The organism is Xenorhabdus ehlersii (assembly GCF_003610465.1).
GTDB lineage: Bacteria > Pseudomonadota > Gammaproteobacteria > Enterobacterales > Enterobacteriaceae > Xenorhabdus > Xenorhabdus ehlersii.
Genome location: NZ_RAQI01000001.1, coordinates 845,055 through 859,530, shown reverse-complemented (window position 1 = coordinate 859,530; position 14,476 = coordinate 845,055). Strand labels below are relative to the sequence as shown.

The 14,476-nt window shown below is 46.7% G+C and carries 14 protein-coding genes and 1 pseudogene; 8 read left to right on the top strand and 7 right to left on the bottom strand.

Annotation, left to right across the window (positions count from 1 at the left end; all coding sequences use genetic code 11):
- Window positions 1-5 precede the first annotated feature (5 nt).
- The 4 genes from BDE27_RS04125 (at window position 6) to BDE27_RS19820 (ending at window position 1,988) form a co-directional block, all read left to right on the top strand.
- Window positions 6-359, top strand: coding sequence for a DUF596 domain-containing protein (locus tag BDE27_RS04125; protein WP_099130980.1), 354 nt, complete (start codon window positions 6-8; stop codon window positions 357-359).
- A gap of 303 nt (window positions 360-662) precedes the next feature.
- Window positions 663-839 carry a hypothetical protein gene (locus tag BDE27_RS19355; protein ID WP_167450539.1) on the top strand — a complete coding sequence of 59 codons (177 nt, stop codon included), beginning with the start codon at window positions 663-665 and terminating at the stop codon, window positions 837-839.
- 143 nt (window positions 840-982) lie between these two features.
- Window positions 983-1,552, top strand: coding sequence for a hypothetical protein (locus BDE27_RS19825; protein ID WP_244208685.1), 570 nt, complete (start codon window positions 983-985; stop codon window positions 1,550-1,552).
- 19 nt (window positions 1,553-1,571) lie between these two features.
- A complete protein-coding gene (locus BDE27_RS19820) occupies window positions 1,572-1,988 on the top strand; it encodes a hypothetical protein (RefSeq protein ID WP_244208684.1) in 417 nt (138 codons plus the stop codon).
- Window positions 1,989-2,153: 165 nt separating this feature from the next.
- Here BDE27_RS19820 and BDE27_RS04115 read toward each other — a convergent pair.
- The 5 genes and pseudogenes from BDE27_RS04115 to BDE27_RS19220 form a co-directional block, all read right to left on the bottom strand.
- A pseudogene (locus BDE27_RS04115) lies at window positions 2,154-2,375 on the bottom strand (IS1634 family transposase); the annotation flags it as partial.
- Window positions 2,353-2,511 carry a DUF4277 domain-containing protein gene (locus BDE27_RS20360; protein ID WP_120211311.1) on the bottom strand — a complete coding sequence of 53 codons (159 nt, stop codon included), beginning with the start codon at window positions 2,509-2,511 and terminating at the stop codon, window positions 2,353-2,355. The gene BDE27_RS20360 and the pseudogene BDE27_RS04115, both read right to left, overlap by 23 nt.
- A 159-nt stretch (window positions 2,512-2,670) precedes the next feature.
- A complete protein-coding gene (locus BDE27_RS04105) occupies window positions 2,671-3,588 on the bottom strand; it encodes an integrase domain-containing protein (protein WP_099130978.1) in 918 nt (305 codons plus the stop codon).
- 308 nt (window positions 3,589-3,896) lie between these two features.
- On the bottom strand, window positions 3,897-4,043 hold the full coding sequence (locus BDE27_RS19350; RefSeq protein ID WP_167450538.1) for a hypothetical protein: 147 nt from the start codon (window positions 4,041-4,043) through the stop codon (window positions 3,897-3,899).
- The gene (locus BDE27_RS19220) at window positions 4,037-4,267 is read right to left on the bottom strand and encodes a hypothetical protein (RefSeq protein ID WP_143707504.1); all 231 of its coding nucleotides are present in this window, start codon (window positions 4,265-4,267) and stop codon (window positions 4,037-4,039) included. The genes BDE27_RS19350 and BDE27_RS19220 overlap by 7 nt, the downstream gene beginning before the upstream one ends.
- 833 nt (window positions 4,268-5,100) lie before the next feature.
- Between BDE27_RS19220 and BDE27_RS04100 the strand changes: the two genes are divergently transcribed.
- From BDE27_RS04100 to BDE27_RS04085, 4 genes are read left to right on the top strand one after another with little or no spacing between them, the layout of a single operon-like run.
- On the top strand, window positions 5,101-7,113 hold the full coding sequence (locus BDE27_RS04100) for a type VI secretion system Vgr family protein (RefSeq protein WP_099130977.1): 2,013 nt from the start codon (window positions 5,101-5,103) through the stop codon (window positions 7,111-7,113).
- Window positions 7,114-7,160: 47 nt separating this feature from the next.
- Window positions 7,161-7,580: a DUF1795 domain-containing protein gene (locus tag BDE27_RS04095; RefSeq protein ID WP_099130976.1), complete on the top strand. Its 420-nt coding sequence runs from the start codon at window positions 7,161-7,163 to the stop codon at window positions 7,578-7,580.
- Between the two features lie 12 nt (window positions 7,581-7,592).
- On the top strand, window positions 7,593-11,987 hold the full coding sequence (locus tag BDE27_RS04090) for an RHS repeat-associated core domain-containing protein (RefSeq protein WP_099130975.1): 4,395 nt from the start codon (window positions 7,593-7,595) through the stop codon (window positions 11,985-11,987).
- Between the two features lie 21 nt (window positions 11,988-12,008).
- The gene (locus BDE27_RS04085; RefSeq protein ID WP_099130974.1) at window positions 12,009-12,389 is read left to right on the top strand and encodes an SMI1/KNR4 family protein; all 381 of its coding nucleotides are present in this window, start codon (window positions 12,009-12,011) and stop codon (window positions 12,387-12,389) included.
- 62 nt (window positions 12,390-12,451) lie between these two features.
- Here the strand turns inward: BDE27_RS04085 and BDE27_RS04080 are convergent, their stop codons facing one another.
- Window positions 12,452-13,489 carry an IS630 family transposase gene (locus BDE27_RS04080; protein WP_120211325.1) on the bottom strand — a complete coding sequence of 346 codons (1,038 nt, stop codon included), beginning with the start codon at window positions 13,487-13,489 and terminating at the stop codon, window positions 12,452-12,454.
- Between the two features lie 313 nt (window positions 13,490-13,802).
- Window positions 13,803-14,225, bottom strand: a complete 423-nt coding sequence (locus BDE27_RS04075; protein WP_074025067.1) for a hypothetical protein — start codon at window positions 14,223-14,225, stop codon at window positions 13,803-13,805.
- Window positions 14,226-14,476: the final 251 nt, after the last annotated feature.

Below are 14,476 nucleotides of genomic sequence, written 5' to 3'. Positions count from 1 at the left end.
AAAATATGCTATTTAGTGAAAGCCAGTATAAGTTATTTCTGGAAGGATTAGAAGGATGCTCTCCCAGCCTTGTATGGGCAGCAATGGAAGCAAAGAGTTTTGGCAAGCCTGATTTTTCTTATAAGGATAAACAAGACTATTTTCTCGAGTTTCTTGAGTTACTCTTAAAGAATGGCAGGATTAAGCTCGCCAAGCATGGTGAATTTCTGGCGGGAACTATTGATGAACAGTTAACCCGTTTTCGGGTAGCTTTCCCTGAAACGGAAGAAGAATTATATGATGGGCTATGGTTCGTTTTTGAGGAGTGTCCGGGCGGGATCGTGTGGATTTTAGAGAGCGGTGAGCTGTATTGGACGTAATTTTTTCATTGAGTGATTATAAATAGTCTGTGTATCAGCTGGATTATCAATTCCAGCCATAATATATTGAATTGAATGAGTGACAGTTTTTCAAATCAAGCTGTGTGGATGAAAATATCCCACAGCTTTCTTTTTGTGTGAAAGAATTATAATTATCTGATGATCTCACTTTATTCCCCCACCTTCCGGTTAGTATACTTTCCTAATAAACCAGATTTTTTTGCCAAACCAGAAGATAGTACTACCGTAAATCCAATAATACTATCGAACCAACTAACACTGAATTTAAACGGTGATCATATTATGAAACATATAGGATTTCATGGCGGTAGTTCTATGGTAGAGCTGGGCTCAAGCGCTGATATGATGGAATTTTTCAATTTATTGAATCAAGGTGTTGATAATATTGGAGAGCAAAAACTATTATCTCAGTTTTATCTTCGTTACCTTCGTATTCAGGAACAGACTTTCTCACAATAGGAGCCCCCATATGCCAGACAATGTCCATTTAACGGAATTTTCTAGGATTTTAGCCTACAACCCCCTCTTGCCTACCTGGACTTTAAATTGTATATTTAACAAACGGTTGATATTAAACCAGAACCACTATATCAGGAGCTTAAATGTCAGAAAAATCGGAGTTTTTTTCAAGTTTTATTGAAATTGAAAACCGCCCTGCATTTTCAAATGAACAAGAAATTAGCCCGGAAAACTTCAAGAAGTTAATTGGCCAATATAAGTTTGACGAAGATGTTGCCTGTCAGGTTAAGGGACAAAAAGGAATTTGTCATCAAAATCATAAAAGTGGATGGCTCGGTATCACTACAGGTGGTATAGAAGCTTTAATTGGCGGTCATTGTGCACGAAATTATTTTAAGGCGGATAAAAATTTTAATATTGAAAGAAAGCGTGTTAAAAAAGAAATTGAAAGAAAAAAAATACTAGATAAAATAAAGGAATATCGCGATCAAGTTTTGATTTGGAATGAAGAACTTTCAAATCTAAGATCTAATCTCATTGAAACACGAGAAAAAGCGGCTCTCTTTTATAAAATTTTCCCTAACGTAGTACTACAATTTATTTACAGTGCACAAAAAAACAAAAACTGGGAGATAAAGATAGATATATTAAAAAAATCATACTCCGATTTTGAAAAAAAACAAATCTCAGTGGGTTGTTGGCACCTTATGTAATTTAAAACCAATCCCAACGATGCAAAAAATAATTACCCTTATGAATAATATAAAGTACCTAATTGTTACTTACCATGAAGTTTGCAGTCTTAAACTTGAAGAAATAAAAACACCTAAGCTAAAAAAAATTCATGAAATATTATCTGAAAAAGAAAGTTATGAAAATGAATGTAATTTATATAAAAATGAAATAAAAAAATTTTTAGAATCCAAAAACCTAGATGCACTAATCTATGTATGTAATGACTCTGAAGAAGAGTTTTTAACAACAAAATCAATCCTATCCATATCAAATGCTAAGGTTTCATCTGAAGCACACATAAACTTACGAATTAAGCGTATAAAGGAAAGAACTGAAAAACAATTTGGTAGTTACAAAATAAGAAAGAGTCAAATAATTGAAAAATATCAAAAAAGAAAAGCATTTTCTATTTGATTTTTGAGTGTCATGTAGGGGCTGTATACACAATCCCTACAATCCGAATAGAAGACAGATAGTGAATTTATGTAATTTTCGGATGGATACAGCGGCAATTTGAATAATTAACAACCTGTCAGTACAGTAATAATCCGTCATTCCGCACCTAATTCAGAAATGAGCCTACTTATAACGTTGCCCTAATATATTCAGGAGTTTATGGTGATGGGATTGCATCCCTGTTACCATTTTATGCTCTTGAAATTCAAAGGTACTGATCCCTTCAAATATCAGGAATACCCAGCGAGCCGTTGGCGATTGTGTCAGCTTGTTTTTCATATCCGGAAAGAATGGCGCTTGTTGGCTCAATCCGTTAAGGATCTTATGCTCCAGCGCCGCATACATCGCCGTGAGAAACGTGGTGGTCAGCGTATTTGAGCATGATGGTTTCAATCATGCGGGGCAACCTTAGCTCATGGCAAAAAGCAAAAATAATTCCAAGGTGCTCAAGGAGCTGAATGACAGGCTCTGGCGTAGACATCGCATTTTTCCGGTAAATAGAAGAAATGGATCAAAAATGAATATTGCCGTCAATCATTCAGCATCACTGAGTGTAAAAAATATGATGAAAGTCACACTATATTTAAATCATAAAATTAGTGCGGAATGACGGATAATTTCTTTGGCAGGAAAAAACGCATTATTCACCCTCAATATTCTGGTAATACACCTGCCGGATATAGCGCCCACGCCCATCGCCATGCCCCAAATCCATCGAGACCAGGGCCTGTGCTTCCTGCTCGCTGAAGCCCTGCGCGGTATAATGTTCACCAGATTGCTGGGCAAAATGGTAGCGCATACTGTGTGGGGCTTTCTTGCCGCTCAGGCCTGCCCTTCTGACAATATACCGATAGCGATCTATGGCCTGGGTGATAGTGGGCTTATCAATCAATTTGCCGCTACGCCCGGCCTGCTCGCGTTCCGCATAAGCAATCGCGTGTTGCAGGGCTTCCCGATCCAATATGACCGTTTGTCTTGGACGTCCGCCTTTGGTGCCGAACACCACCCGCACAGAGGTATGCCCGTTTTCCAGCGCTTTTTTCCAGGTCGCTAACGATTTATAGGCTTCGATCGCTTCTTTGGTGCGCAGCCCCAGTACATAAGCCAGTTGCATCACCGCTGCCACGCGCCGGTCTTTTTGTTCCACTTGCTGAAAAATTTCCCGGAACGCGACCGGTGTCAACGCCGTTTTCGTTCCCTTGCGGCTCGTCTCAGCGATACCCAATGCCCGGTTACTCAGGCGGGCATTATCGGGATCAGCCAGCTTGTGCTTTCCCGCCTGCGTTAAAATGGCCCGCAGCACCGACATTTCATTTTGCAATGTCCGGTGATTAATATGGTGAGCTTTCCGTTCAGCGATGTAGCGCTCAATATATTTCACCTTCAGGCTATCCATTTGCCGGAGTTTGATGCCATTGTTTTTTAAATAATCAAGGAAATACCGGGCAATCCGCTCACGATCAGCCACTGTCACAAAACTTCCGCCCGCCTGTCGGGCATGAGTAATAAAGGCTTTTCTGAACTGCTCAACCTTTGAACGTGTCGATCCCTGCGCCATTTTCGCCTCCCCTGCTGCTTTGCTTGTGTTTTATTCATTTTTAGTCGTTTTTAAAACAATTCCCTGCGTGTCGGTTCAGGTTCACCGTTCCGTGGTGCGTCAGACAATGTGTAGCAGGGCGGGATTGTGTTGAGTTATTGCAGGAGCTCGCGACGTGCTCAGCACAGCGATGACATGCTCCCCGTTCAGGGCCTGATCTCATCAGGATGAACGCCTCATTATCTTGACGTGATGAATTTCTCCTTAATTTTTACTGCATCAGCCTGCAATCAGGCAATGGGTTGAAAATCCGATAAGACGATCGTTTATCAATCAAACAAAATGGCGGTTAATGGTCTGTTATTAGTGGTTTCACTGAGTAATGCGGGGTTCAAATCGGCCGTAAAGTCAGGCTCTACGTGCTCTGGACGTTGGCCGCTTTGCGGCGTCACTTGGTAAACGCTGCGCTTTAACACAAGTGACGCCGCGCAATATTCGGGACGTTTATCGTGATAAATGCAAAATGCAGGTGAATGTTGTACCGGTTAAAACGGTATCGATTAACGTAAGGCAGAGCCTGTTCTGCTCGGTTATGTATGTGAATAGCCGATGATGAATACCACCGGGAAACTTTCATCCCCAGACGGAGGGTTAGGTGTCCGAGGATATCTGCTTCCAAAAGTGCGCAGATGTACCGCATTGCATGCACTCCCTTTCAGGCTACAGGAGTTTTGGTTCGCCGCTTAACGCTGATCCTTGCAGGCGTGAGGGATCATGAAATAACAGCAAGATAATAGCGATTGTGTCAGGCGCGGTCAAACTGTGTTTTATGCCGCTTTTTCACGGTGTATTTTCAATCAGTTTGAACAGCAATCTGTCTAAAATAAAGAAAAATATCTTTTCATCGTGTTTATATCAATATTATCTCATCGTGATATTTATTCTTATCACAAATAAACATCTGAGTTGTATTTTAACAAGAATGAAGTATCTATTTTTGTTATGGTGTTTTATTTTAAGATTGGATTGAAAGATGCTGTCATCATTTCAAATAACAATTTTTGTGATCATAATCACAAAATGAAAATGATCATGATTTTCAACACCCTTGATATTTTATTTGTCTTATTAAATCATTATGTTACCAGATAAGCATTGAATCTGCTAACAATAAACCACAGAACAATTAATTAACCATTGATAAAAACAGAGTGTATTACACTAATGGCGCAATTATTTTAACTTTTTACGCTGCCATTGTCGGGGCGTTTTTTTATTTCACTTGATTTCATTTGGTTTTCATTTATCCCTTATTTATCATTCCCCCTCATTATTATTTTTCATGAATTAAGCACAATATTCTGGTATCACAGCCTTTTCAAATTATCTCAGGTTTACGGTGTACTGTTGATGCTTTCATCATCACATTTGTCAGAGGCAACGCCGGATGAATTTAAATGTTATGCCCGAGCGTGATGACCGACATCGCTGTCAGGTTATCACGTTATCCGTTATCATCTCAGGGAGACATCTATGTCAGTGAAAAAGCACATCGCAAAACTTCAGCAAGGAAAGGCACTGTTTGGGCAGGGGAAACAAGCCACCCGGCTGGCTCAGCAGGCAACCGGGACACTCGTTGGGCACGGACAAGGGTTGGCAAAGAAAGCCGCCAGCGGTCACAGCGCCGCCACCAAAGCCCTGCAAATGCTGAGTGATGGCAAAACCCCAAGCGGCCTGCAATTTACCCTGACGGCGGGCGGGTTACCGCCGCAAACCTTTGTCGTTACCGATTTTACCCTGAATGAACACTTTTCCCAGCCGTTCACGTTGGAAGTGGGGCTGGCGAGTGCCGACCCGGCCATCGATTTTCCGGCGGTACTCGATCGCACCGCTACCCTGACGATCACCCAGAATGGGGTAGAAAGCCGCAGTATCACCGGTATGGTTGCCAGCTTTGAACAGGGTAATACCGGGTTGCACCAGACCACCTACCAGATGAGTATTCGTCCTGACCTGTGGCGCACCACCCTGCGGCAAAACTCGCGCATCTTCCAGCAACGGAACATTGCCACCATTATCACCATGATTTTGAAAGAGCATGGTATCCGCGACGTCGTCTTCAGCCTGCGCCATGCCCACCCGGAGCGGGAATTCTGTGTGCAATATCAGGAAAGTGACTTTGCTTTCCTGCAACGGCTGACCGCAGAAGAAGGCATCTTCTACTTTTTTGAATGCGGCAACGGGCGCAATACACTGGTATTTGCCGATGACGCCGGCTCTGTCCCGCCAGGCATTGTCCTGCCCTACCAGTCGGGTGACACCAGTACGCTGGGTGAACCCGCCGTAAGCAACCTGACACACAGGGCACAAGTCCGCCCTGCACAGGTGCAACTCAAAGACTACACCTTCAAAAATCCCGCGTGGCCGGCCGAATTCAGCCAGCAGATGAAGGAAGACACCCTGCAACAGATGTATTACGAGCACTACGATTATCCGGGGCGTTTTAAGGATGAGGCGCACGGTAAAGATTTCACCCGTTACCGTCTGGAAGCGTTGCGCAACAATGCCGTGACCGGGCAAGGCAGCGGCAATGCCATTGCCATCCAGCCGGGTAAATTATTCACCCTGTACAACCACCCGCGTGAAGATCTGAACCAGTCCTGGCAGGTAGTGGGCACCAGTCATGCCGGCAGCCAGCCGCAGGCACTCGAAACCGCCAACAGCGGCACGGGCACTACCCTGCACAGCCAGTTTCATTTTATCCGCCATAACCAGCACTGGCGCCCTGCGCCGCTGCCAAAACCGGTGATTGACGGCCCGCAGATCGCCAAAGTGGTGGGACCGGTCGGGGAAGAGATTTTCTGTGACCAGTATGGCCGTATCCGCCTCCAGTTCCCGTGGGATCGCTACGGCAAGAGCGATGACCAGAGTTCCTGCTGGATACGCGTCACCCAGCCGTGGGCGGGACAGGGCTGGGGCATGCTGGCGATCCCGCGCATCGGTCAGGAAGTCGTTGTCGATTTTCTGCACGGCGATCCGGATCAGCCGATTGTCACCGGTCGAACCTACCACGCCAGCAATATCCCGCCGGGTGGGCTGCCGGGCAGTAAAACCCAGATGGCGTTCCGTTCCAAAACCCACAAGGGCGAAGGGTATAACGAGTTGCTGTTTGAGGATGCGAAAGGCAGTGAGAAGCTGGCATTGCATGCGCAGCGGGATATGAGTACGGAAGTTCTCAATGACCGGTCAACCCACGTGGTTCATGACCATACAGAAAGTGTTGGTAACAACCAGATAATTACCGTGCGCAAAGATCGTCATAAGGAAATCATCGGTACGGAAGTCAGCAACATCGGGACCCGACAGGTGACAGTGGAAAAAACCAGTGTGCTCAGTGCCAAAGGTGCCATCACCATTCAGTCTACCGAAGACGGTATCTATATCGGCAATGCCAAAGGAAGCATTTCGATCGACAAGGACGGCAATATCCATATTACCGGCGACACCGTCATTATCAACGGCCAGAAAGTGATCACCCTGAACTGATCGCATTCGTGATGTTAAAAAAACGACAATTTAAAAAGGAAATACCGATGAGCACACAACCTTACCAGATGAATGAAGGCACTCTGACTCTCCCTGCTAACTGGCGTGATGAAACGATGCAGGTGTTTGTCCTGCCGGATGACAGCGGAGTCAATCTGGTGATTAACCGCACACCAGTACCGCAGGGAACTGATGCAACAACGTATTACGAACAAACGCTGGCGCAATTTGCGACTCACCTGCCGGGCTATCAGGAGCACCAGCGTTTACAACTGGTCCTCAGTGGCGAACCCGCATGGCGGCTGGATTATCAGTGGCAAAGCCCGGAAGGGGAAATGCACCAGATCGTGGTGCTGCAAATCCGGAGCAGCCAGTCACTGGCCTTTAACCTGACGTCACCACAGCCCTTTGAAGAAGGGCAGCGTACCGCGTTACTGGCCGTCATTACCAGTTTTCAGGCGGCGTGACGGGAGGTCATCATGGGATTGGGTGACGATATTGTCACACGGATTGCCCGTGTGGGGGCGACCCATGCGGTGGGCAGAGTCATGCCCCCCGCACAGCCCCGCGGCCCTGCTGCTGCGCGTGAGGGTGATATTATCCAGCACTCGAGCTTTTTAGGCGCACTGGCAGGAGCAGTGGTCGGGGCATTGATTGGCGCTGCTGTCTTTGCGGCAGCATCGGCCGTGATTGTCGGCACCGGCGGATTGGCTACCGCGGCGGTATTGGCATTAGGCACGGCGGGAACGATGGCGCTGGGTGGGTTTATCAGTGATGTCAGTTCAGCAGTCACCAATATGGTGAACAGCATCGGGCCACCGGATGGCGCCATCAGCCAAGGTTCACCGAATGTGCAGATTGAGGGCAAGCCGGCCGCCCGGGCGACCGTGGATTTAGCTACATGCAGCAAACATCCGCCACCGCTGATAGCACAGGGCAGTGAATCGGTGTTTATCAATGGCGAACCCGCTGCACGGATGAATGATAAGCTGGTGTGCGGTTCCACCATCAAGAGCGGTGCCAGCAAAGTTTTTATCGGCTCCGGTCAGGGCACGTACCTGGAAATAGAGGAAGAATTTTCCGGCTGGCAAAGGGTATTACTGATCGCTGTCGAATTTATCGTTCCCCCTTCGCGTGGGCTGACCAAAGGTATAGGCAAGCTCTTTACCAAAACAGGACAGCAAGCGGTTGTAAGGGGCGCATTTAACGGTGCAAAAAAAGTCGGGGGGATTGTTCGGGGCAAAACACTCCAGTGTGCCAAAACCGCATTCAAGGAAACCAAAGGCTTAAAACGTTACTGGGCCAGTACGAAAAAGTTCTTTACCGGAGACCCGATTGATGTCACCACCGGTGCCCTGTTTGATCAGCGTACCGATATTGAGCTGGGACAAACGCTGCCGCTGCGTTTTACCCGGAGCTGGTCACCGGGGTTGCGGGGATGTCTGGGCGAGAACTGGTTCGACAACTTTTCGGAATGTGCCCTTGTCACAGGGGATCGGATAGAAATCCTGACCACCGAAGGAGCTTCCCTGCATTTTGCCCTGCCACAAAGTGTTAACCACAGCATCAACCCGGAACATCCCGACTTTACCCTAAGTCGGGAAAAATCCGGCTTTGTGCTGGCAGAGCGGAATAATCCGGTACGCAAATACTTCGCCCGATTGGTGCCCACCGGAGGGCAGGCGATACAGTGCTGGCTACTCACCGAACACCGTGACCGCAATGGCAATGCCGTGCATTTTCACCATAACGCTACTCATCAACTGGACAAAGTGACCCACAGTGATGGCCCTGAACTGAGGCTGTTCTACCGGGAAGATGGCCTGCTGGAAGCGATCTATCGCACTGACAATGGGCTGAATGACGTGATGGCACGCTATGCCTATCATGACAATGGCACTCTGTCCGAAGCGGACAGTACCCAGCAATTTCACCTGTTCTATGACTATAACGAACAGGGATTGATTAGCCGCTGGTCGGATGGCGACCAGACTGCGGTTGATTATACCTATGATGCACAGGGACGTTGTATCCACAGTGTCGGCAGTGACGGGTTCTACCCGGTGCAACTGACTTATGAGTCGGGTATCACCCGTTCCACCACACCGCAAGGCCATACCACCACCTGGCATTACAATGACCAGCAGCAGGTAACCCAGGTCGAAACCCCGTGCGGTCATGTCACGCGTTATGACTATGATGAATGGGGCAACCTGCGCCACCAGATTTTACCGGAAGGGCAAACCCTGACGCTAGATTATCTGGCGGATACCGGACTGGTCACCCAATTCACTGATGCCACCGGTGCGGCATGGCAGTATCACTACGATGATTCAGACCGGCTTATCAGCATGACCGATCCGCTGGGACGGGTCTGGTGGCAGCAATATGACGATAATGGCAATACGGCATGCTTTATTGCACCGGATGGCCACAAAACCACGCTGACGCGCAATGAATTCGGGCTGGTGATTGCGGCAGAGGACACGGAGGGATACAAGCGGTCGTGGGAATATGACCCACAGAAACGGCTGACCCGACTGTTTGATGAAGAAAACCGCAGCCTGCGGCTGGGCTACGACAGCCATGATCGGTTGCAGCGACTGGCTTCGGGGGGCGGGGCATTATGGCTGTGGGAATACGATCGCCATCACCGGGTGGCGCTAAGCGATCGGCCGAACAACAGCACAGAGCGTTTTCGCCATGACCGGCATGGCAACCTGACCGAATGGACAGATGCGCGTGGTGTGCAATGGCATATCGAATACGGCCCGTTTGACTTACCGGTGGCGCGCGTCGATGGCGAAGGCCATCGCTGGCAGTATCGTTATGACCCTGACAGCCTGCAACTCGTTGAAGTCATTAACCCGCAGGGTGAAAGTTACCGCTATACGCTGGATGCCGACGGGCGGGTGATCACCGAAACCGACTATGCTGGCACGCAGTGGCACTATGCGTACGATGGCAACGGTAACTGCATGGAAAAACGGGATGCGTTGGGCCACATCACGCGCTTTGAGTACGATGCAGCCAGCCGCATGACCGCGATGCATACGCCGGAAGGGACAACCACTTATGGTTACGATATTCTGGGGCGTTTGCTTGTCGTGACGGCGCCTGACAGCGAACCGCTGACGTTTGAGTACGATGAGAAAGATCGCATCGTGAAAGAAACGCAGGCGCATGGCGAAATCCAGCGTGATTACCCGGACAGTGCGAGCGTCGAAAGCACCTATCATCCGGTCGCGGGGTTGCACTGGCAGGCCAAAGTTGAAGCTAACCATGTCGGGGAACTGAAACAGTTCAGCCTGAATGGTGAACATGTTCTCCGTTTTGAACGGGATGAAGACGGGCACGAGTGGCATCGCCAGTCGGATAAAGGGTTTATCCTGCGTCAGGCGCATACCCTGATGAGGCAACTGACGGCACAGCGTGCCGGGCGCAATACCGAGTTTTTTGACGCCCATGAAGTGGCGGATATTCCCCAGCCCACCCTGGCTGGCATCGACCGGGAATATCGCTATGATGCGGCACTGAATCTGGTGGCCGCGAATGATGAGCGGCAGTGGTTGCGCTATGTGGTGAACGGCAACGGGCAGGTGACCTCAGTCAGTGATGGCGAACGGTTGCGAGAGCATTATCAATACGATGCCGCCGGTTATCCTGCCCGCCGGTTTGACGGTTTGCATGACATTAGCGGTGAACGTCTTTACCAGAAAGGCCACCGGTTACGGCAGCTCGGCCAGCATCTGTTTGAATATGATGAAGCCGGCCGCATGACCGCCATGCAGCTCTGGCAGGAAGGCCACCGTGCTCAGTTGACCAGGTTCCGCTGGAACAGCCAGAACCAGCTTATCGGGGTACAAACGCCGGGCGGGCAGCAGTGGGCCTATCGCTACGATGCCTTCGGGCGGCGCACCGAGAAAGTGTGTGAACAGTCAGGTGAGCGCACGACGTACCTGTGGGATGGGGATGTGCCGGCGGAAATCCATGAGTACTGGCACAACCGGTTGCACTGTATCCGCCATCTGGTGTTTGACGGCTGGCAGTTGCTGGCGCAGCAGATCCAGTTTTTTACCCCGAACCCGGAAAACCGCCGTGAATTACTGGCCGGAAAAATGCAGACACAATATGCGGTGTGTGCACCGACCGGCGAACCGCTGGCGTTGTTTGATGAAGCGGGGCATCGGGTTTGGCGCCAGCCGCCGCAAAGCCTGTATGGGCTGCGTCTGGGCATGTTGGGAGAGAATCCTGAATTCAATCCGGGGTTAAAATTTGCCGGCCAGTGGTTGGACGACGAGAGTGGGCTGGTCTACAATCGGCATAGATATTTTTCGCCGGTGGCGGGGCAGTATTTGACGCCAGATCCAATTGGACTGATGGGTGGGGAAAACTTGTATGCATATGTGCAAAATCCAACTGGCTGGATAGATCCATTAGGATTAGCATGTAACAACCCTAATGGATATAAAGCTGGAGATGTAGACTTACATGGCAATTTGTCTCCGGGCGTAAATAGAGCACCAGGCCACAGTAATACTAAAGCTGATAATCTTGTACAGAGTCACCATCCAATACAAGATCATTGGGCTAAGAAACGCATCAAAGATTATAAAAGGAATTCAGCGCCAGCCACATTATTACATTCATCTTCGGGAATGCCACATGCTCAAATCAGTGCGGCACAAAGAACAAGACGAGCAGAATCTGGTGGATGGGACAAAACGTTAAAAGAAGAATTCAATATAAGTTATAGAGAGATGATTGATGCTGGCGTACCTAAAGCTCAAGCAAGGAAATCCCTTGGTGATGCTTATAAGTATTTTGATGGGCTTAGGGGGGCTAATAAAAACAATCCATTCTTTGATATTTAGGTTTATCAAGAGGAAATTTTTATGAATAAAGAAGATTTTTTAGAAAGATTAGATTTTATTGAAAAAGAAATGGATATTAAATTACCCCATTACTATAGGAAATTTTTGTCCGAGAAAATTCAAGATAAGCCTTATATTGAGATAACGGGGAAAGAACAAGAGAATATCTATATTTATAATTTCGATTATGTCATTGAAAGGAATAAAACATATACTATTCAGGATGTTGAGAGGAATTATTTTTTAATTGGTCAAGATGGTGATCTTGGTTATTTTATTTATGTAGAAAAAGGTAAGGAAAGTGATGTTATTTATAGTCTAGATTTGGGGGCTTTAGGTAGCGTCGATATGGAGGAAGATGGGGATAAGGAAGCCGATAATATTTATAATTTAGGAGTATAAATATCTAGAAATCAGCCAAGATAATGGATTAAATTTATCTTGGCTGAGTAGTTTATACCAATCTAACTTGAAGATGCAGGTTTTAAAATCTGAAAATTATCAGTCAGTCGAGTCGTGAGCTCTTTCGCTTTTTCTGGCAAAGTGACATGAAAAAAGTGACGAAGAGTTTCACGGAAGGTCTTCGCATCCGGAAAATAGATATTGTTACGCACTTGCTCATTCATATACTTCCACAATCGCTCTATCGGATTGAGGTTTGGGCTGTAAGGCGGGAGGTAATGCAATTCAATATTCAGGACATACGCAATATCTTTCACCAACTCGGCTCGATGGTAACCCGCTCCATCCAAAATGATGTGGATTTTTTGCGAAAGCGGGTAAGTTTCTCGGAGCGCACCGAAGAAATAGGCGATATTTTCGGCATTGATGCGCGGATATTCACGGATCACGGTGTCTTCAATCCGTTGTAAATTCAGGGCGCCCAGAATATTGAGACGGGTACGACTGCCGGTGGTTTCGATCCCTTTTACCTGATTTTTTCCTGCTTTCATCCAGCCATAGCTGAGCTTTGTGGACTGTGAAGGATGCACCGCATCAATAAATAGGATCGGTTCATTCTGCCCCGCTTCCTCTTTCAGCGCCTTGTAGTCATCAATAAATTGTTGCTGTTTGTGCGCATCGAATTTATGAGGAACACCCTTGGGTTTTTTATAGCTGAAACCTTGGCGGTGAAGCCATTTTGTCATTCCGCCCACGCTGAAAGAAACCTGCCAACGGGCTTGGACATAGGCCACAATTTGGGTTGTGGTATGCATCAAATTGGCGGTCAAATAATCAATCAGGTCGGCGGTTTGTTCGGCAGAGAGATGGCTTTCAGAGCCGCCATTTTCTGGGGTGAGCTTTTCCTGCGCGATAAAATCTTTCAGGTGACGGCTGACCGTACTTTCATGAATACGCAAGGCCTGTGCAATCATCTGAGCAGTCCAACCTTCTGAGGCCAAAAGCACCGCCTTAATGCGATCACAGACTCGACTGTCGCGAGTAGTATCATGCATCAATTCAAGGGCGTGTTTTTGTTCTGGTGTCAGATGAATTTTCATGGTTGCATGCATGATCTGATTTGGATAAGAAATCAAGCATCTTCAATGGCGATTGGTATATACCAATTTAACTTCAAGATGAAGGCTTGTTATGATTTTTTATTCTAAAAAATCAGCATTATATGAATTCTTAATAATGCATCTTCAAGTTTGTTGAGTATAGAGGCATGTCATCATGCAAAAGCCAGAGGATCACAGAAGTCTTCCCGCTTTATTACCATTACCCTACCTGATAATTTCCAATCAACCCCCACATCCTGAGCAGAATAAAGTGTATTCTGATAGTTTTATTCCTAAGTGCAAAACCATTTTCTTATTCTTTAATTTCCAAAGGAGTTTTACATTTAATTCCGGTTAACTCCGATAAATCCACATCATTTCCTGTCGTACGAAAAATTGCTTTACGCCTTTGACTAAATAAATGCTGGCAATGCACACACATATCATTAACATTATTCGGGTTTTTAATGGCTTTTAATGTCCTGACAGCATATTTACCACACCGACACCTGACGACATAAATGGCATTACTTTTTCCGTCACTCCGTTGAGACAAAGGGCGGACACCTAACACGGTAAAAAAGCCATATTCATAGCCTTGAATCTGTATCAGTATGTTGATTAAATTAGGCTCCTTTTTACTTAAGCGTAAATCATATGTCGTTTTATAAGGAATAAAATAGTCAGCGGGTTTTTTATTCTTCCTGTTCTTACCCTTTTCATTGGTATCGTTCATCACTTCTTTTCATCCATTTTGTAGCACATTCAATGCGTTCTAATTTAACTCTGTTCATTATTAATTCAATAACGAAAAAACTAACCTTAACATTTAAGTTAAGTCAGCCAAATCGATTTTCCTCATTGCGAAAAATTAAAAATCATAAAAGTTCATATTCCACGAAATACACAGGGTGTATACATGAACCGCCATTTTACAGGATTATTTAAATAAGACATCGAACCAGATGAAAATTTTTACTCACTGTG